This window comes from Microlunatus spumicola (assembly GCF_039536445.1).
Taxonomy (GTDB): domain Bacteria; phylum Actinomycetota; class Actinomycetes; order Propionibacteriales; family Propionibacteriaceae; genus Microlunatus; species Microlunatus spumicola.
Window position 1 is genome coordinate 1,006,651 of the sequence record NZ_BAAAYR010000004.1, and the last position, 22,836, is coordinate 1,029,486.

Genomic DNA, 22,836 nt, shown 5'->3' on the forward strand with positions numbered 1-22,836 from the left:
CACGCGCCCGCCGACCCCGAGCGGCCTACCTCCGGCCGGGCGGGTCGATCCCGAGCAGCTCGGCCAGCCGGGTGACCTCCTCGGTGACGTTCCTCCGGGCGGCCGGCGTGAGCGCCTTGCCCTTGCCGGTGCGGAAGATCTCGCCCTCGATCCACGGCTCGAGCACCTCGAAGCGCGCCGCCCAGAATTCCTCGTCCGGCACCGACGCGTACTCCTCGCGGACGTCGTGGACGTACGCGGCGTAGTCGTCCGGCGAGCCGGCCAGGACGGCCAGGTCCGCGTCGCACAGCAGCTCGCCCTCGGGGTCGCGGCTGCCCGGCGCGTGCTCGGCGGTCATCCGCACCAGCCGCGCGACCTGCGTGAGGTCCTCCTGCTCCAGCCCGGCCCGGCTCAGCTCCCGCAGCGCCAGGCGCGCGGACGCCTCCTCGTTGGTCAGCTCGCGGAACGGGATGTCGTAGATCGCGTCGTGGAACCACGCCGCCAGCCGCACGATGAAGAGGTCCTGGTCGCCCGCCAGCGCGTCGACCTGGCGCAGCACGGCCAGCAGGTGGCGGACGTCGTGGTAGCGCCGCCAGGGCTCGCGGTAGCGCTCGACGAGGGCCGCGCCCATCGCCTCCTGGTGCGGCAGCACGGCGTGCCAGCGCTCCGCCAGCTCGGCGGCGTCGGCGTCCGACAGCGGTCGGGTCTCAGTGGGCATCGGGTCCTCCGGTGTCTCGGGCGAGCGTGCTGGGCCGGCGGTCGCGCAGGTAGCGGTCGGGGATGCCGACCTCGCGCGTGTCGTCCCAGGGTGTGGTCCAGCCGGCCAGGTCGAGCACGGCGGCGAGCAGGTGGGCGGTGAGGCCCCAGACGAGGTGGCCGGCGACGGTGAACGCCGGTCCGCGGAACCCCGTCGGGTGGCGCGCGGTGACGCGGTTGGCCGGGTCGACCAGGTCGGCGACGGGCACCCGCAGCACCGCGGCGACCTCGCCGGGGTCCGCCGGGGTGTCGGCCAGCGGTTCGCGCCACCAGGCCACGACGGCCGTCACGTCGAAGCCGCTGACCACGACGTGAGCCGCCGGCAGCGCGCCGAGGACCTCGACGCCCTCGCGCAGCACGCCGCACTCCTCGTACGCCTCCCGCAGCGCGGTGTCGACGAGGTCGACGTCGCCGGGGTCGGCGGCGCCGCCGGGGAAGGCGATCTGGCCGGGGTGCGAGCGCAGGGTCGCGGCGCGCTCGACGAGCAGGACCTCCGGGCCGGCCGGGCCCTCGCCGAAGAGCGCGAGCACCGCCGACCTCCGGGCACCCTGCGCCGGGCGGAGCACGTCGACCCACGGCTCGTCGTGCGCGGCCAGGGCGGCCGCGAGCGGCTCGACCCAGCCGGGCCGGGCGACGGGTGCCGCGCTCACGGCGCGACCCCGAGGTACTGCCGGCTCAGGTCGGCGAGCTGCTGCTCGGAGGTGAGCCCGCCGGCGTGCCGCCCGGCGACGGTCCCGTCGGCGCGGACGAAGAACGTGACGGGCAGCCCGACGACCTGCAGACGGTTCCGGAAGACGAGGTCGGCGTCGTAGAGCTGGGGGTAGGTCCAGCCGGCCGCGCCGGCGAAGGCCACCGCGGCGTCGGGACCGTTGTCGGTGAGGTTGACCCCGAGCACCGAGACCGCGGTCGACCGGCCCGCCTCGGCGAGGAACGGCGCCTCGGTGCGGCACGGCCCGCACCACGACGCCCAGACGTTCACCAGCGTGGGCCCGCGCAGCGACGCCAGGCGCACCTCGCGCCCGCCGCCCAGGCACTCCACCCGGACGTCCGGCAGCCCGCCCTTCGCGGCCGGGGCCTCCGTGGCCGGGCAGTCGGGGATGCCGGCCGCCTTCTTCTGCGCGGCCAGGTCGGCGTTGGGCACCGGGGTCGCGTCGGGCACGGCCGTCGACGGAGCCGCGGCGGGCGCCGTCGAGCGCACCACGCTCGGCGTCTCCGTGCAGCCGGCCAGCGCGAGCACCAGGCCCGCCGCGGCGACGCACGTCCGGAGGGCGGACCTCATCCGCGCGGCTCGCGCACGAGCTTGGCGGCCTTCTTCGGGTCGGTCTCGCCCTCGCCGTACGAGGGGCACAGGTTCGCGACGGGGCAGGCGCCGCAGGCCGGGTTCCGCGCGTGGCAGCGCCGACGGCCGTGCCAGATCACGTGGTGGCACAGCATGACCCAGTCCTTCTTCGCGAACAGGGCGCCGACCTCGGCCTCGACCTTGACCGGGTCCTCCTCCGTCGTCCAGCCGAACCGGCGCGAGAGCCGGCCGAAGTGGGTGTCGACGGTGATGCCGGGGATCCCGAAGGCGTTGCCGAGCACGACGTTGGCGGTCTTGCGGCCGACGCCGGGCAGCGTCACGAGCTCGTCGAGCGTGGCGGGCACCTCGCCGTCGAAGCGTTCGACGAGCTGCGCCCCCAGCTTGAGCAGCGTGTCGGTCTTGGCCCGGAAGAAGCCGGTCGGGGTGATCAGGGTCTCGAGCTCGACCCGGTCGGCCCCGGCGTACGCGGCGGCGTCGGGGTAGCGGGCGAAGAGGACCGGGGTGATCGTGTTGACGCGCTTGTCGGTGCTCTGCGCGGAGAGGACCGTCGCGACGAGCAGCTCGAGCGGCGTGGTGAAGTCCAGCTCGACGTGGGCGTCGGGGTAGGTGTGCCCGAGGGTCCGGTCGATGGAGCGGGCGCGCCGGACCAGCGCGGTCCGGGTGTCGCTCGGGCTCACCCGGCCACCCTACGTCCGGGGGTCCCCGCGCCGACCTCTCCTTGCGTCCGGCGCCAACGCCGTTACGGTGAGGTCGCGGATGTGCACGCCGCTACCGTCCGCTCGCCGTCGAGCCGGACGGTAGGTTGGTGCGAAGGTGTGACGAGAACTACAGGAGGGTGCCGGTGGACCCCGAGGTGTTGACCAAGGCCCCTCTGTTCGCAGAGCTCGACGACGGGAGCGCTGCGGCGCTCGAGCAGGCGATGGGCACGTTGCGGCTGTCCAAGGGCGAGATCCTCTTCCGGGAGGGCGAGACCGAGGACCGGCTGTACGTCGTCGTGGCGGGCAAGATCAAGCTCGGCCGCAGCGGTTCGGCCGGGCGCGAGAACCTGCTCGCCGTCCTCGGCCCGGGCCAGATGTTCGGCGAGCTGTCGGTCTTCGACCCCGGCCCCCGCTCGAGCACGGCCACCGCGGTGACCGCGGTGGAGGTCCGGACGCTCGAGCACGACGAGCTGATGCGCTGGATCGAGGGCCACCCCGAGGTCGCCCGCAGCCTGCTGGCCCAGCTCGCGGGAAGGCTGCGCCGCGCGAACGACGTGGTCGCCGACCTCGTCTTCTCCGACGTCCCGGGCCGCGTGGCCAAGCAGCTGCTCGAGCTCGCCCGGCGCTTCGGCGACCGCAAGGACGACGGCGTGCATGTCCACCACGACCTCACCCAGGAGGAGCTCGCCCAGCTGGTGGGCGCCTCCCGCGAGACCGTGAACAAGGCCCTCGCCGACTTCGCCGCGCGCGGCTGGATCCGGCTCGAGCCGCGTTCGGTCACGCTCCTCGACGTCGAGCGCGTGGAGCGTCGGGCCCGCTAGCCGAGCGGGCGCGCCCGTCCGGGCTGCCGCCACGCCGACGGCTTGTCCAGGCCGTGGCGGCGCAGCAGCGGGAGCGTGCGCTCGCGCAGGTCGCTCGCGTACGACTTCAGCGCGTACGACCCTCCGCGGTAGAGCTCGGCGTAGGGCCCGACCAGCTCGGGGTGCTGCTCGCCCAGCCAGCGCAGGAACCACTCGCGGGCGCCCGGGCGCAGGTGCAGCGCCATGACCGACGCCGACGTCGCGCCCGCCTCGGCCACCGCGGTGATGACGCGCTCCAGGTCGTCGTCGCCGTCGGTGAGCATCGGCAGCACGGGGGCGATCAGGACCTGGCACGGCAGGCCCGCCTCGCGGATCGCGCGGACCAGCTCGAGCCGCGCCCGCGGCGACGGCGTCCCGGGCTCGAGCGTCTCGTGCACCGTCTCGTCGAGCAGGGCCAGCGAGACGCCCATCATCACGGGCGTCCGCGCGGCCGCACCGGCCAGCAGCGGCAGGTCCCGGCGCAGCGTCGTGCCCTTGGTCAGGATCGAGAAGGGCGTGCCCGAACCGGCCAGCGCCTCGATGATCCCGGGCATCAGCCGGTAGCGGCCCTCGGCCCGCTGGTAGGGGTCGGTGTTCGTCCCGAGCGCCACGGCCTCGTGGCCCCACGACGCCCGGCCCACCTCGCGGGCCAGCACCTCGGCGACGTTGACCTTGACGACGATCTCGGCGTCGAAGTCCGCGCCGGTGTCCAGGTCGAGGTAGGAGTGCGTCTGCCGCGCGAAGCAGTAGACGCAGGCGTGCGTGCAGCCGCGGTAGGGGTTCACCGTCCAGCGGAACGGCACGTCCGAAGTGGTCGGCACGTGGTTGAGGGCCGAGCGCGCCATCACCTCGTGGAACGTCACCCCCGCGAACTCCGGCGTCCGCACCGTCCGCACGAGCCCGGGCATCTCCTCCAGCCCCGGCAGCGCGTCCGGGTCCGACACCACGCTCCCGACCGTCTGCCCCGCCCACCGCATCCACCAATGGGAACACACGTTCTATTGATGCGCCACCCCCTCGAGGTCCCTGACGAGGAAACGCCGACTCCCGACCGCTCCAAGAAGTCCGGAGCGGTCGGGAGTCAGCGTTTCCTGCGGTGGGGCCGGGGCGTGGGCTACGAGCTGCCGAGCTTCACGTCGACGCTCTGGGCGGGGGCGCCGCCGCGGACGTACGTGACGGTCACGGTCGTGCCGGGGGCGAAGTAGCGGGTGGCGGCGATGAGGCCGTCGGCCGTGGTGGTGTGGAAGTCGTCGACCTTGGTGACGACGTCGCCGGCCTTGAGCCCGGCGGCGGCCGCGGCACCGTCGGCGGTCACGGTCTGCAGCGCGACGCCGGTGGCGGTCGAGAGGTCGGAGTCGGCGCTGCCGCCCACCGTCACCCCGAGGGCCGCGTTGACCGACTTGCCGTTGGCGATCAGCTCGCCGGCGACGCGGACGGCCACGTCGGACGGGATCGCGAACCCGATCCCGATGTTGCCCGACTGGCTGCCGCTGCCCGAGCCGGAGCCGGTGCTCGCGATCGAGGAGTTGATGCCGACGACGGCGCCGTTGAGGTCGACCAGCGGGCCGCCCGAGTTGCCGGGGTTGATGGCCGCGTCGGTCTGCACGGCGAGGTAGACCGCGTCGTTGTCGTTGCCCGAGCGGACCGGGCGCGCGCCGTTGGACACGATGCCGCTGGTGATCGACTCCGAGAGCCCGAGGGGGGCACCGGCCGCGACCACGGCCTGGCCGACCTGGAGGGCGTCCGACTTCGCGAACACCGCGGGCTTGAGGTCGGCGACCCCGTCGACCTTGATGACGGCGAGGTCGTTGGTGGCGGAGGTGCCGACGATCGTCGCCGGGGCGGTCTTCCCGTCGGGGAAGGTCACCGTGACGCTCGCCCGGCCGGACCCCTGGGCACCGCCGGACGACTCGGCCGCCGACACGACGTGGTCGTTCGTGAGGATGTGGCCGTCGGTGTCGAGCACGACCCCGCTACCGATGTCCCCGCTGCTGCCGGCCTGCACCGTGATGGTGACGACGGACGGGTCGATCTTGGCCGCCGCGGCACTGACTGTGCCGTCGAGGACCGGGGCGCTGGCCGCCGGGACCGTGGTGACGCTGATCGGCGAGCTCGCGGACGTGCTCGCGTCGCCGAGGTAGGCGTACGAGCCGATGCCGGCCCCGGCGCCCACGACGGCGGCCAGCGCGGCGGCGGCCAGGATCCCGCCCCGGCGGCGGCGCGGCCGCTCGAGCAGGGCGCTGGACCCGGGCTGCGTGCCGGTGGGGGTAGCGGTGCCGTACGGCTGCCCGGCGTACGCCTGGCTCCCGTAGGACTGGGCGCCGTACGCCTGGGCCCCGTAGGGCTGACCGCCGTACGCCTGGCTGCCGTAGGACCGGCCGTCGTAGGACGAGGGCGGGTAGGTCTGCCGGTCGTAGCCCTGCCCCCAGGGCTGCGGCTGCTGCCGCTCCCCGGCCGGGCGGCCGTAGGGCGACGGCTCCTGGTGGTCCGCGGAGGGGGTCGAGGGGGTGCCCGGTTCGCGCTGCTCGTCCGACGTCATGCCCCTACGGTGCGGCCCGTCCCTGTGTGCTCGCTGTGCGTGCCCTCAGCGCTGCCGATGAGCCTCGAGGTGGTCCAGCTGCGCGCGCACGGACTGCGCGGCCGCCCCCTCGATCGGCGTGCCGACGGAGTCGGGGTAGACCGCCGCCAGCACCTCCTCGGGGGTCCGCGCGCCGGCCGCCAGCGCGTCCCGCACCTGGTCCAGCCGCTCGAGGCGGTGCCGGCGGTAGCCGGCCAGGACCGCGTACGGGTCGGCGACGACCGGGCCGTGGCCGGGCAGGACGCGGGCGACCCCCTGCTCCTCGACGAGGGCGAGGAGGCGGTCCAGGGAGGCGAGGTAGGCACCGAGGTCGCCGTCCGGGTGCGTGATCACCGTGCTGCCGAACCCGAGCACCGTGTCCCCCGTCAGCAGGTCCGGGGGCGAACCGTCGGCGTACGTCGCGAGCAGGCTCACGGAGTCGCTCGTGTGGCCGGGCGTGGCGAAGACCTCGAGCCGGACGCCCGCGGCCTCCAGCACCGCGCCGTCCTCCAGACCGGCAGGACCCGTGCGCCAGGCCGGGTCGGCCGCCCGGACGTCGCAGCCCGCGCGCCGGGCGAAGGCGGCCGCACCCGCGCTGTGGTCGAGGTGGCGGTGGGTGAGCACGACCGTGGCCACCCGCGCCCCGGCGGTCTGGAGGACCCGGTCGGCGTGGCCGTCGTCCTCCGGGCCCGGGTCGACGACCACCACCGGGCCGGCGGCGGGGTCGCCGAGGACCCAGGTGCACGTGCCGGAGAGGGTCATCGGACCCGGGTTGGGCGCCAGGACGGACGCCACGGACGGCGTCAGCCGCTGCACCCGGTCGTCCGTCCCGCCCATCTGCGTCGCCCCCCGGTCCCGCTAGAGCGGGACGACCGTCGGGCGCGACCGCACCTCGGCGACGACCTCGACCTCGACCGGGCTGTCCAGCGGGAGGACGGTGACGCCGACCGCGCTGCGTGCGTGGCCGGTGCCCGTGCCGAAGACCTGGCCGAAGAGCTCGCTCGCGCCGTTGGCCACGAGCGGCTGGCCCGTGAAGTCCGGGACGCTCGCCACGAACACGACGACCTTGACGATCCGGACCACCTGGTCGAGACCGCCGGCCTGCTCGGCCACGGCCGCGAGCGCGTTCAGCGCGGCGACCCGGGCGAGCCCGGCCGCGTGGTCGGCGTCGACCTCCGAGCGGATCCCGTCGCCGACCTTGCCGGTCGCGAGGAGCTTCCCCTCGACGAACGGCAGCTGCCCGCTGGTCCAGACGGTGTCACCGAGGCGCACCGCCGGCACGTACGCCGCGACCGGCGCGGCCACCCCCGGCAGCTCCAGCCCGAGCGCGGCGAGCCGCTCCGTCGGGCTCTGGGCCTCGTCCTGCTCCTGCTCCGGCTCGGCCACGATCAGGCCGTGGGCAGCGGGCGCTTGAGATACGCGACCAGGTTCTCGGGGTTGAGGCCCGGGACGACCTGGACCAGCTCCCAGCCGTCGGCCCCCCAGTTGTCGAGGATCTGCTTGGTCGCGTGCACCAGCAGCGGAACGGTCACGTACTCCCACTTCGTCATGGGCGGAGCCTATCCAGCCTCCCCGGAACCGTCGCCCGGTGCGCCGGCGCCCGTGCGGCAGAGGCAGAAGGGGTGTCCCGACGGGTCGAGGTAGACCCAGAAGTCCTGCTCGGTGCCGGGACCGTGGACGCGCCGCGCCCCGATCGACTCCGCGTACGCCCCGGCCGTCTCGAGGTCGTCGACGGCGAGGTCGAGGTGGGCCTGCTGCGGGACGGCGGGGTCGGGCCAGGTGGGTGCCACGAAGTCGGTGGCCAGCTGGAAGGCCAGCCGCGCCCCGGCGCCGGGTCCGGTGCCGTCGTCGGCCCGGATCGTCACCCAGTCGTCGCTCTCGTCGCCGCGCTCGACCTGCCACCCGAGCAGGTCGCAGTAGAAGCGGGCGAGGGCCGCCGGGTCGTCGGTGTCGAGGGCGACGAGGTCGAACCGCACGGGGCTGCTGCTCGTCGGTGTGCTCATGACGACAGCGTCCTCCACGGGTCCGACGGTCGTCCAGACCCTCCAGACCCTCCGGCCGTCGTTCCGGCCGACCCGCCGACGCCCCGCTGACTACCATCGGGAGCATGAGCCCCGCCCCGTACGCGCGTCCGTCGAGCCTGTCGTGAGGATCGGGATCCTCGGCGGCACCGGGCCCCAGGGCCGCGGCCTCGGGCGGCGGTTCGCGATGGCCGGCCACGAGGTGCTCCTGGGCAGCCGGGACGCGGCCCGTGCGCAGCAGGCGGCCGCCGAGCTGGCCGTCGCCGGGGACGTCACGGGTGTCGCCAACGCCGACGCGGCGGGCGCCGAGGTCGTGGTCGTCGCCGTCCCGTACGAGGGCCACGCCGACCTGCTCGCCTCGCTGGCCGACGCGCTCGAGGGCAAGGTCGTCGTCGACTGCGTGAACCCGCTCGGCTTCGACAAGCAGGGTCCCTTCCCGCTCGACGTGCCCGACGGGTCCGCCGCCCAGGAGGCGCAGCGCATCCTCCCCGGCTCGACCGTCGTGGCCGCCTTCCACCACGTCAGCGCGGTGCTGCTCGACGACCCGGAGGTCACCGACATCCCGGGCGACGTCCTCGTCCTCGGCGAGGACCGCGACGTCGTGGCCCGGGTGATCGACCTCGTGCCGGCCATCCCGGGCGCCCGCGGCGTCTACGCGGGCCGGCTGCGCCTGGCCCACACCGTCGAGAGCTTCACCGCGAACCTCATCGCGGTCAACCGGCGCTACAAGGCGCACGCGGGCATCGCCGTGACCGGCCTGCCCGACGCCACCGCCGGAACCCCCGCGTGAGCGGCCCCCGCCACACGCTGCACATCGTCAGCGGCAAGGGCGGCACGGGCAAGACGACGATCGCCGCCGGGCTGGCCTGCGCGCTGGCGACCCGCGGCCGGCGCGTGCTGCTCTGCGAGGTCGAGAAGCGCCAGGGCCTCAGTGAGCTCTTCGGCGTCCCGCCGCTGCAGGGCGACGAGGAGCGCCGCCTCACCCGCACCCCCACCGGCGGCAGCGTCTTCGGCCTGTCGATCGACGCCGAGGACGCGCTCCGCGAGTACCTCGAGACCTTCTACCACCTGGGCCTCGCCGGCCGGGCGCTCGACCGCTTCGGCGTGATCGACTTCGTGACCTCGATCGCGCCCGGCCTGCGCGACGTGCTGCTCACCGGCAAGGTCTACGAGGCCGTCCGCCGCAGCACCAAGAACCTCCCCACCGCGTACGACGCCGTCGTCCTGGACGCGCCGCCCACCGGCCGCATCGGCCAGTTCCTCAACATCCACGAGGCCGTGTCCGGCATCGCCAAGGTCGGCCCGATCCGGACCCAGGCCGACTCCGTCGACGCGCTGCTGCGCTCCCGCTCGACGATCGTGCACCTCGTCACCCTGCTCGAGGATATGCCCGTGACCGAGACCGAGGAGGCCGTCGCCGCGCTGCGCGACAGCGGCGTCGGGGTCGGCACCGTGATCGAGAACATGGTCAACCCCTCCCCCTTCGAGCCGGCCGTGCTCGCCGACGTGGCCGCGGGGGCCGTCGCCCTCGACGTCCCGGGCTGGGACGGCCACCAGAACGCCGCGCTCGCCGCGGAGTTCGCGGTCGAGGCCGCGCGCACGCTCGAGCAGCAGGTCCGCCACGACCGCCTGCTGCGCCTCGGGCTCCCGCTCGTCCAGGTCGACTTCGACCCGCTCGGCGTCGACACCGGCTCGCTGTTCGCGATCGCCGAGCAGCTCACCGACCAGCTCGCCCTGGAGGCCGCGTGACCCCCCCGGCCGCGCCGTACGCGGGACGTGCCCCGCACGTCCACGCCGCGCCGTTCCTCGACGTCGACACCCTCATCGGGGACCGGCAGGTCGAGATCGTCATCTGCTGCGGTTCCGGGGGCGTGGGCAAGACCACGACGTCGGCCGCGCTCGCCGTCCGGGCCGCCGAGGCCGGGCGCCGCGTCGTCGTGCTCACGATCGACCCGGCCCGCCGCCTCGCGCAGTCGCTCGGGCTCGGCGAGCTCGACAACACCCCGCGGCCCGTGGTCGGCATCGACACCACCGCCGGCGGCAGCCTCGACGCGATGATGCTCGACATGAAGCGGACCTTCGACGAGGTCGTGCTCACGCACTCGACGCCCGACAAGGCGCAGGCGATCCTCGCGAACCCCTTCTACAAGGCGCTCTCGTCCTCGTTCTCCGGGACGCAGGAGTACATGGCGATGGAGCGGCTGGGCCAGCTGCACGCGCAGGCCAGCGCGGACGCCGCCGCCGGCCGTCCCGCCTGGGACCTGATCGTCGTCGACACACCCCCGGCCCGCTCCGCGCTGGACTTCCTCGACGCCCCGGAGCACCTGAGCTCGCTGCTCGACGGCCGCTTCATCCGGCTGCTGCTCGCGCCGGCCAAGGGCCCGTTCCGCCTGATGGGCGTGGGCTTCAGCCTGGTCTCCAACGCGATGAACAAGGTCCTGGGCAGCAGCCTCATCACCGACGTGCAGACGTTCGTCCGGGCCTGCGAGGCGATCTTCGGCGGGTTCCGGCAGCGGGCCGAGGAGACCTTCGCCCGGCTGTCGTCGCGGCACACCGTGTTCCTCGTGGTCGCCACCGCCCAGCGCGACGCGCTGCGCGAGGCCTCCTACTTCGTCGACCGCCTCACCGAGGAGCAGATGCCCCTCGCCGGGCTCGTGGTCAACCGCGTGCACGGCAGCGCCCTCGACGTCTCCGCCGAGCGGGCCGCCGCCCTGGCCGAGGACCTCGACGCGCCCGACGGCGCGGAGGGCCCGAAGGACCTGGAGGCCGAGGCCCTGCGCCGCCACGCCGACCTGATGCGCGTGTCCGAGGCCGAGGCCGCCCTGCTCGACCGCTTCGCCACGGCGAGGCCCGACGTCCCGCAGACCCGCGTCCCGGTCCTCCCGAGCGACGTCACCGCCCTCGACGACCTCCGCCGCGTCGCCGTCCTCATGGCCGAGAAGGACTGACCCGACAGACTGCCGAGCGCGGCCGACCCCAGCCTCGCCAGCAAGACCTCACCGACGCCGAGCCGCACGTGCGAGCAGCACGGCAGGCGCCGACGCCGCACGAGCCTCCTGCGCGGGACGACAGCAGCCCGAGCCGCACCTCGAAGGACGGCTCGGGCAGCACGCCGCTGAGCGTGGATGGGTCTGGCGGGAGCCCGGGCGTCGACGAACCACCGGCCGGGCGTCGTACGGGACGACGCCCGGGCGGATGGTTGCGAAGCGGCGTGCTGGTCGAGCCGTCCGGCACCCAGGTCGACCAGTGCGGCCGGGCCCGGGGCAGAAGGGATCAGGCCGCGCGCTGCGCCTGACGAGGCGGCTCGGCCATGAGCAGCTCGGCCCACGAGGTGACGTCGGGACGCTGGCGGAGGAGCTGACGGCGCTCGCGCTCGGTCATGCCGCCCCACACGCCCCACTCGATCTTGTTGTCGAGGGCCTCGGAGAGGCACTGCATGCGCACGGGGCACCCCATGCACAGCTGGCGGACACGCTTCTGCTCCGACGCCTCAGGGAACAGGGCGTCTTCCATGCCCCGGCACTTGGCGTCCATGGTCCAGTCGGCGTGCGTGATTGCAGTCATGCTGGTTCTCCCCTTGTGGTTGTGGCTGCCGACCCGGGCTATCCCCGGCCCATGTGGGTCGACTGCTGAATCGTACGAGCGCCGTCTCTGTTACGCCACCCAATCTAAGAAACTGATGAGATCGTGACGCTATCTTGATTTCGTTGTCACGCTCCCTCTGGATTGCCTCCAGACGAAATCTCTTACGGGACCCGCCGGAACCCGCCTGACGTGGGTGTGCGACGATCCTCGACCGGCCCGCGCGGGATGACCCGGGGCCGGTGGCGCTCACGTACCCTCGGACAGTGCCAAGCCCGAAACGCGTGGGGAGCGTCGCGTACTCGCTCACGATGTTCGCGATCGTCAGCGTCCTGGCCGGAGTGCTCGTCGCCGGCCTGTTCGTCCCGTACGCCGGCCTCGCCGGCCTGGGGAGCAAGGCGGCGGCGGACGAGCTGAACAGCCTGCCGACCGAGCTGGCGACGCCCACGCCGCCCACCCGCTCGACGGTCTACATGGCCGACGGCAAGGTGCTCGCCTACTTCTACGACGAGAACCGCATCCCCGTGGCGCTGGACAAGATCGCGCCGGTCATGCGGCAGGCGCAGCTGGCCATCGAGGACCACCGCTACTACGAGCACGGCGCGCTCGACGTCAAGGGCACGCTCCGGGCGCTGGTGCGGAACTCCACCAGCGACGTGGGCACGCAGGGCGGGTCGTCGATCACCCAGCAGTACGTGAAGATGGTCCAGATCGAGTCCTGCCAGACCAAGGGCTCCTCGCCCGCCGCGATCAAGAAGTGCGTCGACGACGCCCGGGCGCCCACGATGGAGCGCAAGGTCCGCGAGCTGCGCTACGCCATCGCGCTGGAGAAGCGGCTCACCAAGGACCAGATCCTCTCGAACTACCTCAACATCGCCTACTACGGCTCCGGCACGTACGGCGTCGAGGCGGCCGCGCGGCACTACTACAACACCTCCGCGGCCAAGCTGACGCTGGCGCAGGCCGCGATGCTGGCCGGGCTCGTGCAGAACCCCGACGCCAACAACCCGATGAACAACCGGGCCGCCGCGCTCGAGCGCCGCGACGTGGTGATCAACCGCATGTCCGAGCTCGGGCTGATCACCGCGGCCCAGGTCAGGACGGCCAAGAAGCAGGGCTTCGACACCAAGGCCGTCAAGCCGATCATCAAGGGCTGCCAGGGCACGCGGTTCCCGTTCCTGTGCGACTACGTGCAGCGCAGCCTGGAGCTCGAGCCGAGCCTGGGCGACAACAAGACCGAGCGGGACAACACGCTCAACCGTGGCGGGCTCAAGATCTACACGGCCATCGACCCCAAGACGCAGACGATGGCGCAGAAGAAGGTCAGCGCCGTGGTGGGCGCGAAGGACCCGCTGATCTCGACCATGAACATGATCCAGCCGGGCACCGGCCTGATCGTGGCGTCGGCGCAGAGCCGGCCGGTGATGGGGTCGGACAAGAAGAAGGGCCAGACCTACTTCAACCTGTCCGCGCCGAGCGAGCTCGGCGGGATCCAGGGCTACCAGGCCGGCTCGACCTTCAAGCCCTTCACGATGGCCGCGGCCTTCGAGAAGGGCATCCCGATCACCAAGAAGTTCAACGCCAAGTCGCCGTACGACTTCACCGGCCGCCGGTTCGACACCTGCCGGGGCAACAACACCGGCAAGGTCTACGACAAGTACGCCCCGAAGAACTCGGTCGGGCACAGCAAGAAGATCGCTATGACCGAGGCGGCCGAGTACTCGGTGAACACCTACTTCATCCAGCTCGAGCTCGCGGCCGGCATGTGCGGCGTGACGAAGATGGCGCAGAAGCTGGGGGTCAAGGTCGGGCACCCGCTCGGCGCACCGTCGGTGAACATCGTCAAGGAGTACCAGGACAGCATCTCGTTCACCCTCGGCGTGGCCGAGGTGGCACCGCTCTCCATGGCCGAGGCGTACGCGACGTTCGCGTCCGGCGGCATCCACTGCAGCCCGATCATCGTGTCCAAGATCGTCAACCCCAAGGGCAAGCAGCTCGACGTGCCGAGCGCGGACTGCAAGCGCGTGATCGACAAGGACGTGGCCGACGGCGTCAGCAAGGTCCTCAAGTCGGTCATCGACAAGGGCACCGGCAAGCCGGCCCGCGTCCCGGGCAGCTTCGACCAGGCCGGCAAGACCGGGACGATCAACAGCAACAACGCGGTGTGGTTCGCGGGCTACACCCCGGAGGTCGCCGGTGTGTCCATGATCAGCATCGACAACACCCGCAAGCCCTGGATCAAGGGCAAGAGCGGCTACCGCTCGAAGGGTGTCGAGTTCTACACGGTGCCCTCGACGGACGTCTACCTGCAGGGTTCCGGCGGCGGTGACGCCGGCGCGAAGATCTGGAAGCCCGTGATGACGTCCTACCTCAAGGGCGTGAAGCACACCGACTTCGACGAGCCGCCGAGCAAGATCAAGGTCGGCAAGAAGGTGACCGTCCCCTACGTCGGCAACCTCAGCATCGCGTCGGCGACGAAGAAGCTCAAGAAGGAGGGCTTCAGCGTCGAGACGCAGTACGTCTACAGCAGCCGCCCGAAGTACACCTTCCTCGGCTGGTCCCCCGGCGCCGGCTCGCGCATCTCGGAGTTCGGCACGGTCTACAAGCTCGTGAGCAAGGGCAAGGACCCGGCGATCGAGAAGGCCAAGAAGGCGGCCAAGAAGAAGGCCGAGGAGAAGAAGAAGAAGGACGACAAGAAGGACGGCGGGTAACCGCGCGTCCCGAGACGCCGACGAGGCCGGTCCCCCGCTGGGGGACCGGCCTCGCGTGCGTCATGGGCTCCGGGTGGAGCCTCAGCCGGCGAGCTGGCGGCGGACCTCGGCGGCGACCGCGCCGCCGTCGGCCCGGCCCTTGGTCTGGGGCGTGACGACGCCCATGACCTTGCCCATGCCCTTCATCCCGAGCTCCGCGGCGCCCGTCTGCTCGATCGCCGCCCGGACGACCGCGGTGACCTCGTCGGCCGTCATCGCCTGCGGCAGGTAGTCGGCGAGCACGTCGGCCTCGGCCTGCTCCTTGTCCGCCAGCTCCTGGCGCCCCGCGGCGGTGAACGCCTCGCGCGCCTCGCGGCGCTTCTTGGCCTCGCGGACGACGACGTCGAGGACCTGCTGGTCGGTCAGCTCGTGCGCCTCGGTGCCGGCCACCTCGGCCTCGCTGATGGCGGCGATCACCATCCGGATGGTGCCGGAACGCACCTTGTCCCGGCTGCGCATGGCGGCGGTGAGGTCGGTGCGGAGACGCTCCTTGAGCGGGGTCGACGTGTCGGACATGCCCTCCAGTCTGGCAGGCCGGCACGGACGGGCGTACGGGATTGCCCGCGCACGCAAGAGGCGCCCCGGACGCGCCGCGCCTGTAGCCTGTGCGCGTGCCGACCGCTTCCGTGCTGGCGCGCCGCGGGCTCCAGGGCCTCGGGGTGGCCGGGCTCCTCGGTGCCGGGACCCTCGCGTACGCGGGCCTGTGGGAGGTGGATTCCTACCGGCTGCGGCGGGTCTCCATCCCCGTGCTGCCCGTGGGCGCCCGGGACATCCGCGTGCTGCACCTGTCCGACATCCACATGACGCCGTCGCGGACGAAGCGGCAGCGCTGGCTCACCGAGCTGTCCGGGCTCGAGCCCGACCTCGTCGTGGACACCGGCGACAACCTGGCGCACGAGCAGGCCGTCGGGTTCGTCACCCGCAGCCTCGGCCGGCTCCTGGACCGCCCGGGCGTCTACGTGTGGGGGTCGAACGACTACTACGCGCCCTCGTTCAAGAACCCGCTGCGCTACCTCACGCAGCGCGGCAAGACGCCCAACCTGCACCCGGAGCGCGAGCTGCCCTGGGTGGACCTGGGCGAGGCCTTCTCGCGCCGCGGGTGGACCGACCTGACCCACACGACCACGACGATCGAGATCGAGGGCGTGCGGCTCGGGTTCCGGGGGACGGACGATGCGCACCTGCGTCGCGACCACTACGCGGAGGTCGCCGGGCCGGTCGACCGCGCGGACGTCGACGTCGCCATCGGCGTGACCCACGCCCCCTACCTCCGCGTCGTCGACGCCATGACGGCCGACGGCCTGGACCTGGTGCTCGCGGGCCACACGCACGGCGGGCAGGTGGCGGTCCCCGGCTACGGCGCGCTGGTGACCAACTGCGACCTCGACACCCGCCGGGTCAAGGGCCTGTCGCAGAACACGGCCGCGGGGCACACCTCGTGGCTCCACGTCTCCGCCGGGATGGGCACGTCCCCGTACGCGCCCGTGCGGTTCGCCTGCCCGCCCGAGGCGACGCTCCTGACGCTGACGGCCGGGCCGGCGCCCACGCGCTGAGCAGGGCGGCAGGGCCGGCCCTCGTCATGGGCTAGACTCTGCGAGGCCCGAGAGGGTCTACGGGGTGTGGCGCAGCTTGGTAGCGCGCTTCGTTCGGGACGAAGAGGTCGCAGGTTCAAATCCTGTCACCCCGACCGTGTTGTCCGGGCTGGACCGACGTGCAGGTGGCGTCGGCAGCCGGTGCCTCGAGCAAGGCTCGGCACCTCCCTCCTTCGGCTCGCCAGCTCCCTCGGCTCGCCGGCTCCGTCGGCTCGTCAGCTGCCCCGGCTCTCTATCTCCCTCGATCGCTCCTTCTCAGGCGCGCGCTCAGACATGTCCATGCGTGGCCTGTCCACCGGTGCAGTGATCTCATCACGACGCTATACACACATCGAGCGATTCCTGGCAAGGGAAGTTCCCTAAGAAAGCCCTCCCGAGGTGCTCAGCGGAACTCTGAGAGCGGGCCGAGAAGAATGCGGCTGACAACGTGGTCACCGGTCTCAGGCCGAACGCACGAGAAGAATTGCTCAGGCTTGAGACGTTCTTTCAACCTGAGTCCCGACCTTCATTCCTGAATCTCGGAAAAGGGTGCCGCGGGCCCCGTACCGGCCTGCCTAATCTCCTCTCACTGGCACCGCCGGAGACCAGCACGCTGGGTCCGACGAAGCCTCGGGGGAGTTCCATCAGGTCGAGAGCCGGCGGGGCGGCTCGGTCTTCGAGAGGCCCCTCCCATGCGTTCAGCTTCTGTTGGCATGCCCAAGATCCCTGCCGGTGCACGGATCGCGTCCACCAGTGCGGTCGCCGCGCTCGCCGTGGCCGCCAGCCTGCTCGTCCCGGTCCAGGCCCACGCCGCCGACACCGGGGTCGCGCCGGGCCGCTACGAGAACACGTCGAGCTCCGTCGCCTACACCGGCACCTGGAGCACCGTGACCTCCTCCTCGGACTCCGAGGGCTCCTACGGGAACCTCAACACCGACGGCTCGGCCACCGTCACCTTCACCGGCACGGGCGCCGCCTGGTACACCCGGACGAACAACTACTCCGGGATCGCCGACGTCTTCGTCGACGGGGTGAAGAAGGCCGGCGTCGACCTCTACTCCGCCACCGGCCGGACCAAGCAGAACGTCTGGTCCGTCAGCGGGCTCACCGACGGGACCCACACCCTCAAGATCGCCCGCACCGGCACCAAGAACGACAGCTCCACCGGCCGGAACGTCACGCTGGACTACGTCGACGTCACCGGGACCACGGCCACGCCGGCCCCCACGGCCACGCCGACCCCGACCCCGACCGCCACGCCGACCCCCACGGCCACGCCGACCCCGACCGCCACGCCGACGCCGAGCCCGACCGCCTCCCCCGCCGCGACGCCCACGCCGACCGTGACCCCCACGCCGACGGCGACCCCGACCGCGACGCCGACCCCCACGGCCGCCCCGACCCCCACCGCCACGCCGACGGCGACCCCCACCGCCACCCCGACGCCGACCGCGACCCCCACCGCGACGCCGACGGCCGCTCCCGGCCCGACGGTGGTCGGCCAGGGCACGTACGAGAACGACGACCCGGCGGTCACGCTGAACGGCACGTGGACCAAGGTCGCCTCCAACCAGGACTCGGGCGGCTCGACCGGCAGCCTGGGCACGGCCGGCTACGCCGAGCTGTCCTTCTCGACCTCCGGCATCCGCTGGATCACCCGCCTGAACAGCTACTCCGGCATCGCCGACGTCTACCTCGACGGCGTCAAGAAGGCGAGCGTCGACCTCTACTCCTCGACCACGAAGACGCAGCAGGTCGGCTACGAGGTCACCGGGCTCCCGGAGACGCCGCACACGATCCGCATCGTGCGGACCGGCACCAAGAACCCGGGCTCGAGCAGCCCGAACGTCATGCTCGACGCGTTCGTCGCCCCCGACGTCCACGCCCCCGTCGCCCCCGTCGGGCTGACGACCACGGTCACCGGCGACGACGTCGCGCTGACCTGGGCCGCCAACCCCGAGAAGGACGTCAAGGCCTACCGCGTCTACCGGCGCGACGGGGCGGGCACGACCCGCACGCTCGTCGGCACGACCAGCGGCACGGTGCGGACGCTGACCGACGCGGCCCGCTTCCCGGGCTTCGGCTACACCTACGACCTGACCGCGGTGGACACCTCCGACCTGGTCTCCCCCTTCTCGGCGGCCGCTCCGGTCACGATCCCGATCACGCCGCTGCCCGCCGGCACCTACGAGAACGACAACCCGGCCCTCACGCTCGTCGGCCCCTGGTCCGCCGTCAGCTCGAACATGGACTCCGGCGGCTCCTACTCCACGCTGAACGGCACGGGCTACGCCGAGATCTCCTTCACCACCTCGGGCATCCGCTGGATCGCCCGGGCGAACACCTACTCCGGCATCGCCGACGTCTACCTCGACGGCGTCAAGAAGGCGACCGTCGACCTCTACTCGGCCACCACGAAGTACCAGCAGGTCGCGTACGAGGTGAAGGGCCTGCCCGAGACGCCGCACTCCCTGCGGATCGTGCGCACCGCCACCAAGAACGCCTCCTCCACCAGCACCGCGATCATGCTCGACGGGTTCGTCGCCCCCGACGTCTACGCCCCGGGCGTGCCGACCGCGCTGAAGGCGACCGCCATCCGCACCGGTGCCAAGCTGACCTGGACCAAGAGCCCCGACGCCGACGTCGCCGCCTACCGCGTCTTCCGCCGGGCCGCCGGCACCACGTCCGACGTCCTCGTCGGCACGACCACCCCGGACGTCACCTCCTTCAGCAACGTCGGCCTGGCCGACGGCGGCAGCTACACCTGGAGCGTCGTGGCCCGCGACACCAGCGCCAACGACTCGGCCCCGTCGCTGGCCGCCACCTTCACCAACGGCTCCGACCCGTACGCCGCCTTCCCCCAGCGCTACGCCACCTGCCCCACGGCCACGGTCACCGTCTCCACCCGGGCCCAGCTCCTCTCGGCGGTGGCCGCGGCCACCTCGGGCACGGTCGTCCGGCTCGCCCCGGGCAGCTACGGCGCGAACATCGACGTGACCACGCAGGCCACGCCGGACAAGCCGTTCTGGATCTGCGGCCCGCGCACCGCGGTCATCGACAACGCCGACATCACCAAGGGCTACGGGTTCCGCGTCACCGGCGCCACGAACGTGGTCATCGCCGGTATGACGGTCCGCAACGTCCAGAAGGGCGTCGCGGTCCTCGGCGGCAAGGCCGTCACGGTCGCCGACCTCCGCGTCGAGAACATCGGCGACGAGGCCGTGCACCTCAAGAACCAGACCACCGACAGCACCGTCATCGGCAACTCGATCGCCCTGACCGGCCTGAGCTCCCCGAACTACGGCGAGGGCGTCTACATCGGCACGGCCGAGGGCAACTGGTGCCTCTACAACGGCTGCGCGCCGGACACCAGCGACCGCAACCTCGTCGCCTTCAACGACATCCGGGCCACCACGGCGGAGCCGATGGAGGCCAAGGCCGGGACGAGCGACGGCACGATGTGGAAGAACACCCTCGACGGCGCGGCGATCACCTCCTCCGACACCGACAGCCTCGTCCAGGTCATGGGCAACGGCTGGGTCGTCGCGGGCAACACCGGCACCCACACCCCGGCGGACGCCATCCAGGTCTGGAACACGACCGCCGGCTACGGGCTCAACAACATCGTCTACGGCAACGGCATCGCCGACGCCCTGCCGGGCTTCGCGGTCCGGATGCCGTACGCCGACGGCGGCAACGTCGTCGGGTGCAGCAACGCCGCCCCGGCCGCGGCGCTGGGCATGACCAACAAGACCTGCCAGCTGTGACCGGCCGGGGATGAAGAGCCGGAGCTGGAGGGCGGGCAGGGCGGCAGCAGGTCGAGGGAGCTGCCCGCCCCGCACCGTCACCCGGGCGGGCGCAGGGCCTGCGGGTCACAGCTCGCGGTGCAGCAGCCGTCCCATCCGGGTGATCCCGTCGACCAGCCGGTCGTCGGGCACGCCGGAGAAGCTCATCCGGGCGTGGTTCGTCTCCTGGGTGACCGGGAAGAAGGTCGCCCCCGGCACGTACGCCACGGCCGCCTCGGGCAGCAGCACCCGGCCCAGGAAGTCGGCGGCGTCGAAGCCCTCCGGGAACGTCAGCCACACGAAGAGCCCGCCCTCGGGCCGGGTGCGGAGCACCTCGTCGGGGAACGTCGCGGCCATGGTCTCGAGCATGAGGTCGCGCTTGCGGCGGTAGACCGGCCGGGCCCGGGCCAGGTGGGCGTCGATGTCGTACGCCTCCAGGTAGCGGGAGGTCGCCGCCATGTTCAGGGTGCTGTTCTGGGTGTCGGCGGCGAGCTTGAGCAGGCCGAGGCGCTCGACGAGGTCGGGGCTGCCGGCGGCCCAGCCGAGGCGGAGGCCGGGCGCCAGGATCTTGGAGAAGCTGCCGAGGTGCAGCACCCGGCCGGAGGTGTCGAGGCTGCGCAGGGTCGGCAGCGACGTCCCCTCGTAGCGGTGGGCACGGTAGGGCGTGTCCTCGACCACCAGCAGGTCGTGCTCGTCGGCGAGCGCGAGCAACCGGTGCCGGCGCTCGAGGGAGAGGGTGGCGCCCGTCGGGTTCTGGAAGTCGGGGACCGTGTAGATCATCCGGACGTCGGTGTGGGCCTCGAGCACGCGCTGCAGGTCGTCGGTGTCCATCCCGTCCGCGTCGGTCCGCACGGGTGCGTACGTCGGCTCGGTCGGCGCGAAGGCGATCAGCGCGCCGAGGAACGTCGGGTTCTCGGTCACGACGACGCTGCCGGGGTCGACCACGAGCTTGGCGGCGAGGTCGAGACCCTGCTGCCCGCCCTGGATGATCAGCACGTCGTCGGCCGTGGTCGGCATGCCGTCGGCGGTGAGCCGCTCGGCCACCCGGGCGCGCAGCGCCGGCAGCCCGTTGGACGTCGTGTACTGCAGGGCGTCGGCGTGCTCGCGCACCAGCAGGTGGGCGTACACCGCGGCCAGCTCGTCGACCGGGAAGAGGGAGGCGTCGGGGTAGCCGCCGCCGAACGAGATGACGCTCGGGTCGGCCCCCAGGCGCAGCAGCTCGCGGATCGCCGACGGCCGCACGCCGGCCATGCGCCGGGCCAGCCGGATGGTCACGAGAACGCCAGCCGGGTCTCGCGGCCGTCCCGCAGCGCCGCGACGTGCGCGTCGACGTTGAGGTGGTCGAAGAGGGACTCCCCGCGCTGGATGGCTGCGCGCAGCGCCTCCTCGCGGACCTGGATCGCCTCGGCGCCGTCGAGCGCCGCGGCCACCTCGGCCTCGCTGCCGACCACGACGCCGTCGTCGTCGGCCAGGACCAGGTCGCCCGGACGGACCTGGACGCCGTCGAGGTCGAGCGTCACGCCCGTCGTCGGAACGGTGCGCGCGGGGCAGGCCCGGGGGCTGACGCCCGTGGCGAAGACGGGCAGGTCCATCTCCCGCAGGGTGCGGCTGTCGCGGCACAGGCCGTGGATGACGATGCCGGCGAGGCCGCGGCGCAGGGCCTCGGTCGCGAAGAGCTCGCCCGCGACGGCGCGGTCGGGGTCGCCGGCCACGACGAGCACGTCACCCGGACCCGCCGCGGCGAGCCCGGCCAGCACGGGCAGGAGGTCGCTCTGCGCGTCGACGGTGACGGCGCGGCCCACGAGGCGCGCGCCGGGCCGGACGGGCCGGATCGCGCGGGGCAGCACCCGCAGCGTCGGGCCGGCGTCGGCGAGGCACGTGCTGTCCACCCGCCGCAGCCGCTCGAGGAGCCCGGACGTCGTTCCCTGGTCGTGCGGCACTGGCCCACCTCTCGCGTCGGCACCCTCGGCGGGCGACCCACCGGACCCTACGACGCAGCGCTCGGCGTACGCGGACCAGGCTGTCGGCCCTCGCCCCGCGCTGGTCGTTCGTCGGGCCACGGGCTCCGAGGTGCCACGATGAATCCCTCCCCTCCCGGCCCGCCGAAGGATCCGTCATGCGCCCGCTCGCTCCTGCCGCCCTGCTCTCGACCGCCGCGCTCCTGCTGGCGGCGACCGCGTGCGCACCGCAGGACGAAGCGCCGACCGCCGCCGCCTCGGCCAGCCCCGCGAGCTGCACGAAGGACCAGCTCGCGACCACGAAACCGGGCACCTTCACCGTGGCGACGGACAAGCCGGCGTACGGGCCGTGGTTCGCCGACGACGAGCCGTCCAACGGCAAGGGCTTCGAGTCGGCCGTCGCGTACGCGGTCGCGGCGAAGCTCGGCTACGACCGGTCCGCGGTGACCTGGGCGGTCGTGCCCTTCACCAGCGCGTACGCGCCCGGCGACAAGGCCTTCGACGTCGACGTCAACCAGGTGTCGATCACGGACGCCCGCCGCAACGCGGTCGACTTCTCGGCGCCCTACTACACGGTCACGCAGACGGTGGTGACGACGAAGGGCTCCGCCATCGACGGCGCGACCACCGTGGCGGCGCTGCAGGGGGCCAAGCTCGGGGCCCAGGTGGGCACGACCTCGTACACGGCGATCACGGACCAGATCAGGCCGAGCAGGAAGCCCGCGCCGTACGACACGAACGACCTCGCGGTGCAGGCCCTCAAGAACAAGCAGCTCGACGGCCTCGTGGTCGACCTGCCGACCGCCTTCTACATGGTCGCCGCGCAGCTCGACGACGGCGCGATCGTCGGCCAGCTGCCGCCGGGCTCGGGCGAGGCCGACCAGTTCGGTCTCGTGCTGGCCAAGGGCAGCCCACTGACGCCCTGCGTGTCGCAGGCGGTCGAGGCGCTGCGGGCGGACGGGACGCTGGCCGGGCTCGAGAAGACCTGGCTGGCGGGCACCGACGGCGCGCCGCAGCTCTCCTGAGCCGGGTACGCACCC

At 72.9% G+C, this 22,836-nt stretch carries 22 protein-coding genes and 1 tRNA gene; 9 read left to right on the forward strand and 14 right to left on the reverse strand.

Features of this window, described 5'->3' with window-relative positions:
• Positions 1-25: 25 nt before the first annotated feature.
• Genes ABD665_RS17650 through nth form a run of 4 tightly spaced genes read right to left on the reverse strand, consistent with a single transcriptional unit; the run spans position 26 to position 2,712 of the window.
• Positions 26-697, reverse strand: coding sequence for a metal-dependent phosphohydrolase (locus ABD665_RS17650; RefSeq protein WP_204910234.1), 672 nt, complete (start codon positions 695-697; stop codon positions 26-28).
• Entirely contained in the window at positions 687-1,385 is a 699-nt protein-coding gene (locus ABD665_RS17655; protein ID WP_204910235.1) for an NUDIX domain-containing protein, read from the reverse strand. Before ABD665_RS17655 ends, ABD665_RS17650 begins: the two co-directional genes overlap by 11 nt.
• Complete coding sequence (locus ABD665_RS17660; protein WP_204910236.1) at positions 1,382-2,014, reverse strand: redoxin family protein; 633 nt, start codon at positions 2,012-2,014, stop codon at positions 1,382-1,384. Before ABD665_RS17660 ends, ABD665_RS17655 begins: the two co-directional genes overlap by 4 nt.
• Positions 2,011-2,712 carry an endonuclease III gene (gene nth / locus ABD665_RS17665; RefSeq protein WP_344742571.1) on the reverse strand — a complete coding sequence of 234 codons (702 nt, stop codon included), beginning with the start codon at positions 2,710-2,712 and terminating at the stop codon, positions 2,011-2,013. The genes ABD665_RS17660 and nth overlap by 4 nt, the downstream gene beginning before the upstream one ends.
• Positions 2,713-2,876: 164 nt before the next feature.
• Between nth and ABD665_RS17670 the strand changes: the two genes are divergently transcribed.
• Positions 2,877-3,554 (forward strand): cyclic nucleotide-binding domain-containing protein, encoded by a 678-nt coding sequence (locus ABD665_RS17670; RefSeq protein WP_204910237.1) that lies wholly within the window; start codon positions 2,877-2,879, stop codon positions 3,552-3,554.
• On the opposite strand, the gene ABD665_RS17675 is transcribed toward ABD665_RS17670, so the two are convergent.
• From ABD665_RS17675 to ABD665_RS17700, 6 genes are all read right to left on the reverse strand, one after another.
• Complete coding sequence (locus ABD665_RS17675) at positions 3,551-4,519, reverse strand: Rv2578c family radical SAM protein (RefSeq protein ID WP_425562178.1); 969 nt, start codon at positions 4,517-4,519, stop codon at positions 3,551-3,553. The two genes, ABD665_RS17670 and ABD665_RS17675, sit on opposite strands and share 4 nt — an antisense overlap.
• 167 nt (positions 4,520-4,686) lie before the next feature.
• Positions 4,687-6,111: a trypsin-like peptidase domain-containing protein gene (locus ABD665_RS17680; RefSeq protein WP_204910239.1), complete on the reverse strand. Its 1,425-nt coding sequence runs from the start codon at positions 6,109-6,111 to the stop codon at positions 4,687-4,689.
• A 45-nt stretch (positions 6,112-6,156) separates the two neighbouring features.
• Positions 6,157-6,966: an MBL fold metallo-hydrolase gene (locus ABD665_RS17685; protein WP_204910240.1), complete on the reverse strand. Its 810-nt coding sequence runs from the start codon at positions 6,964-6,966 to the stop codon at positions 6,157-6,159.
• 21 nt (positions 6,967-6,987) lie between these two features.
• The gene (locus ABD665_RS17690; protein WP_204910241.1) at positions 6,988-7,515 is read right to left on the reverse strand and encodes an Atu1372/SO_1960 family protein; all 528 of its coding nucleotides are present in this window, start codon (positions 7,513-7,515) and stop codon (positions 6,988-6,990) included.
• Positions 7,516-7,517: 2 nt separating this feature from the next.
• Positions 7,518-7,679 carry a Sp36 family protein gene (gene sp36 / locus ABD665_RS17695; protein ID WP_204910242.1) on the reverse strand — a complete coding sequence of 54 codons (162 nt, stop codon included), beginning with the start codon at positions 7,677-7,679 and terminating at the stop codon, positions 7,518-7,520.
• Positions 7,680-7,688: 9 nt separating this feature from the next.
• A complete protein-coding gene (locus tag ABD665_RS17700; RefSeq protein WP_204910243.1) occupies positions 7,689-8,132 on the reverse strand; it encodes a VOC family protein in 444 nt (147 codons plus the stop codon).
• A gap of 142 nt (positions 8,133-8,274) precedes the next feature.
• Here ABD665_RS17700 and npdG point away from each other — a divergent pair, with 142 nt between their 5' ends.
• From npdG to bagB, 3 genes are read left to right on the forward strand one after another with little or no spacing between them, the layout of a single operon-like run.
• Complete coding sequence (gene npdG / locus ABD665_RS17705) at positions 8,275-8,940, forward strand: NADPH-dependent F420 reductase (protein ID WP_344742572.1); 666 nt, start codon at positions 8,275-8,277, stop codon at positions 8,938-8,940.
• Positions 8,937-9,899, forward strand: a complete 963-nt coding sequence (gene bagA / locus ABD665_RS17710; protein WP_344742573.1) for an ATPase BagA — start codon at positions 8,937-8,939, stop codon at positions 9,897-9,899. The genes npdG and bagA overlap by 4 nt, the downstream gene beginning before the upstream one ends.
• Complete coding sequence (bagB, locus tag ABD665_RS17715; RefSeq protein ID WP_204910245.1) at positions 9,896-11,098, forward strand: ArsA-related P-loop ATPase; 1,203 nt, start codon at positions 9,896-9,898, stop codon at positions 11,096-11,098. Before bagA ends, bagB begins: the two co-directional genes overlap by 4 nt.
• Before the next feature lie 325 nt (positions 11,099-11,423).
• Here bagB and ABD665_RS17720 read toward each other — a convergent pair whose 3' ends face one another.
• On the reverse strand, positions 11,424-11,714 hold the full coding sequence (locus tag ABD665_RS17720; RefSeq protein ID WP_204910246.1) for a WhiB family transcriptional regulator: 291 nt from the start codon (positions 11,712-11,714) through the stop codon (positions 11,424-11,426).
• 284 nt (positions 11,715-11,998) lie between these two features.
• On the opposite strand from ABD665_RS17720, the gene ABD665_RS17725 reads away from it, so the two are divergent.
• Positions 11,999-14,443, forward strand: a complete 2,445-nt coding sequence (locus ABD665_RS17725) for a transglycosylase domain-containing protein (protein ID WP_204910247.1) — start codon at positions 11,999-12,001, stop codon at positions 14,441-14,443.
• 81 nt (positions 14,444-14,524) lie between these two features.
• Here ABD665_RS17725 and ABD665_RS17730 read toward each other — a convergent pair whose 3' ends face one another.
• Entirely contained in the window at positions 14,525-14,998 is a 474-nt protein-coding gene (locus ABD665_RS17730) for a GatB/YqeY domain-containing protein (protein ID WP_204910248.1), read from the reverse strand.
• Positions 14,999-15,093: 95 nt separating this feature from the next.
• On the opposite strand from ABD665_RS17730, the gene ABD665_RS17735 reads away from it, so the two are divergent.
• The 3 genes from ABD665_RS17735 (at position 15,094) to ABD665_RS17745 (ending at position 19,820) form a co-directional block, all read left to right on the forward strand.
• A complete protein-coding gene (locus tag ABD665_RS17735) occupies positions 15,094-16,035 on the forward strand; it encodes a metallophosphoesterase (protein ID WP_344742574.1) in 942 nt (313 codons plus the stop codon).
• Positions 16,036-16,095: 60 nt separating this feature from the next.
• A tRNA-Pro gene (locus tag ABD665_RS17740) sits at positions 16,096-16,169 on the forward strand.
• Positions 16,170-16,766: 597 nt separating this feature from the next.
• Entirely contained in the window at positions 16,767-19,820 is a 3,054-nt protein-coding gene (locus ABD665_RS17745) for a right-handed parallel beta-helix repeat-containing protein (RefSeq protein ID WP_204910249.1), read from the forward strand.
• Positions 19,821-19,925: 105 nt separating this feature from the next.
• On the opposite strand, the gene ABD665_RS17750 is transcribed toward ABD665_RS17745, so the two are convergent.
• On the reverse strand, positions 19,926-21,113 hold the full coding sequence (locus tag ABD665_RS17750; RefSeq protein ID WP_344742575.1) for an aminotransferase-like domain-containing protein: 1,188 nt from the start codon (positions 21,111-21,113) through the stop codon (positions 19,926-19,928).
• The gene (locus ABD665_RS17755) at positions 21,110-21,778 is read right to left on the reverse strand and encodes an RraA family protein (protein ID WP_204910250.1); all 669 of its coding nucleotides are present in this window, start codon (positions 21,776-21,778) and stop codon (positions 21,110-21,112) included. The genes ABD665_RS17750 and ABD665_RS17755 overlap by 4 nt, the downstream gene beginning before the upstream one ends.
• 176 nt (positions 21,779-21,954) lie before the next feature.
• Between ABD665_RS17755 and ABD665_RS17760 the strand changes: the two genes are divergently transcribed.
• Positions 21,955-22,821 carry a transporter substrate-binding domain-containing protein gene (locus tag ABD665_RS17760; protein ID WP_204910251.1) on the forward strand — a complete coding sequence of 289 codons (867 nt, stop codon included), beginning with the start codon at positions 21,955-21,957 and terminating at the stop codon, positions 22,819-22,821.
• Positions 22,822-22,836 lie beyond the last annotated feature (15 nt).

Bases quoted from the DNA above. Each gene is read 5' to 3' on its own strand.
- ABD665_RS17660 (WP_204910236.1), bottom strand. From the start codon at position 2,014: ATGAGGTCCGCCCTCCGGACGTGCGTCGCCGCGGCGGGCCTGGTGCTC.
- ABD665_RS17680 (WP_204910239.1), bottom strand. From the start codon at position 6,111: ATGACGTCGGACGAGCAGCGCGAACCGGGCACCCCCTCGACCCCCTCC.
- ABD665_RS17650 (WP_204910234.1), bottom strand. From the start codon at position 697: ATGCCCACTGAGACCCGACCGCTGTCGGACGCCGACGCCGCCGAGCTG.
- ABD665_RS17760 (WP_204910251.1), top strand. From the start codon at position 21,955: ATGCGCCCGCTCGCTCCTGCCGCCCTGCTCTCGACCGCCGCGCTCCTG.
- sp36 (WP_204910242.1), bottom strand. From the start codon at position 7,679: ATGACGAAGTGGGAGTACGTGACCGTTCCGCTGCTGGTGCACGCGACC.
- ABD665_RS17730 (WP_204910248.1), bottom strand. From the start codon at position 14,998: ATGTCCGACACGTCGACCCCGCTCAAGGAGCGTCTCCGCACCGACCTC.
- ABD665_RS17685 (WP_204910240.1), bottom strand. From the start codon at position 6,966: ATGGGCGGGACGGACGACCGGGTGCAGCGGCTGACGCCGTCCGTGGCG.
- ABD665_RS17720 (WP_204910246.1), bottom strand. From the start codon at position 11,714: ATGACTGCAATCACGCACGCCGACTGGACCATGGACGCCAAGTGCCGG.
- ABD665_RS17745 (WP_204910249.1), top strand. From the start codon at position 16,767: ATGCCCAAGATCCCTGCCGGTGCACGGATCGCGTCCACCAGTGCGGTC.
- ABD665_RS17700 (WP_204910243.1), bottom strand. From the start codon at position 8,132: ATGAGCACACCGACGAGCAGCAGCCCCGTGCGGTTCGACCTCGTCGCC.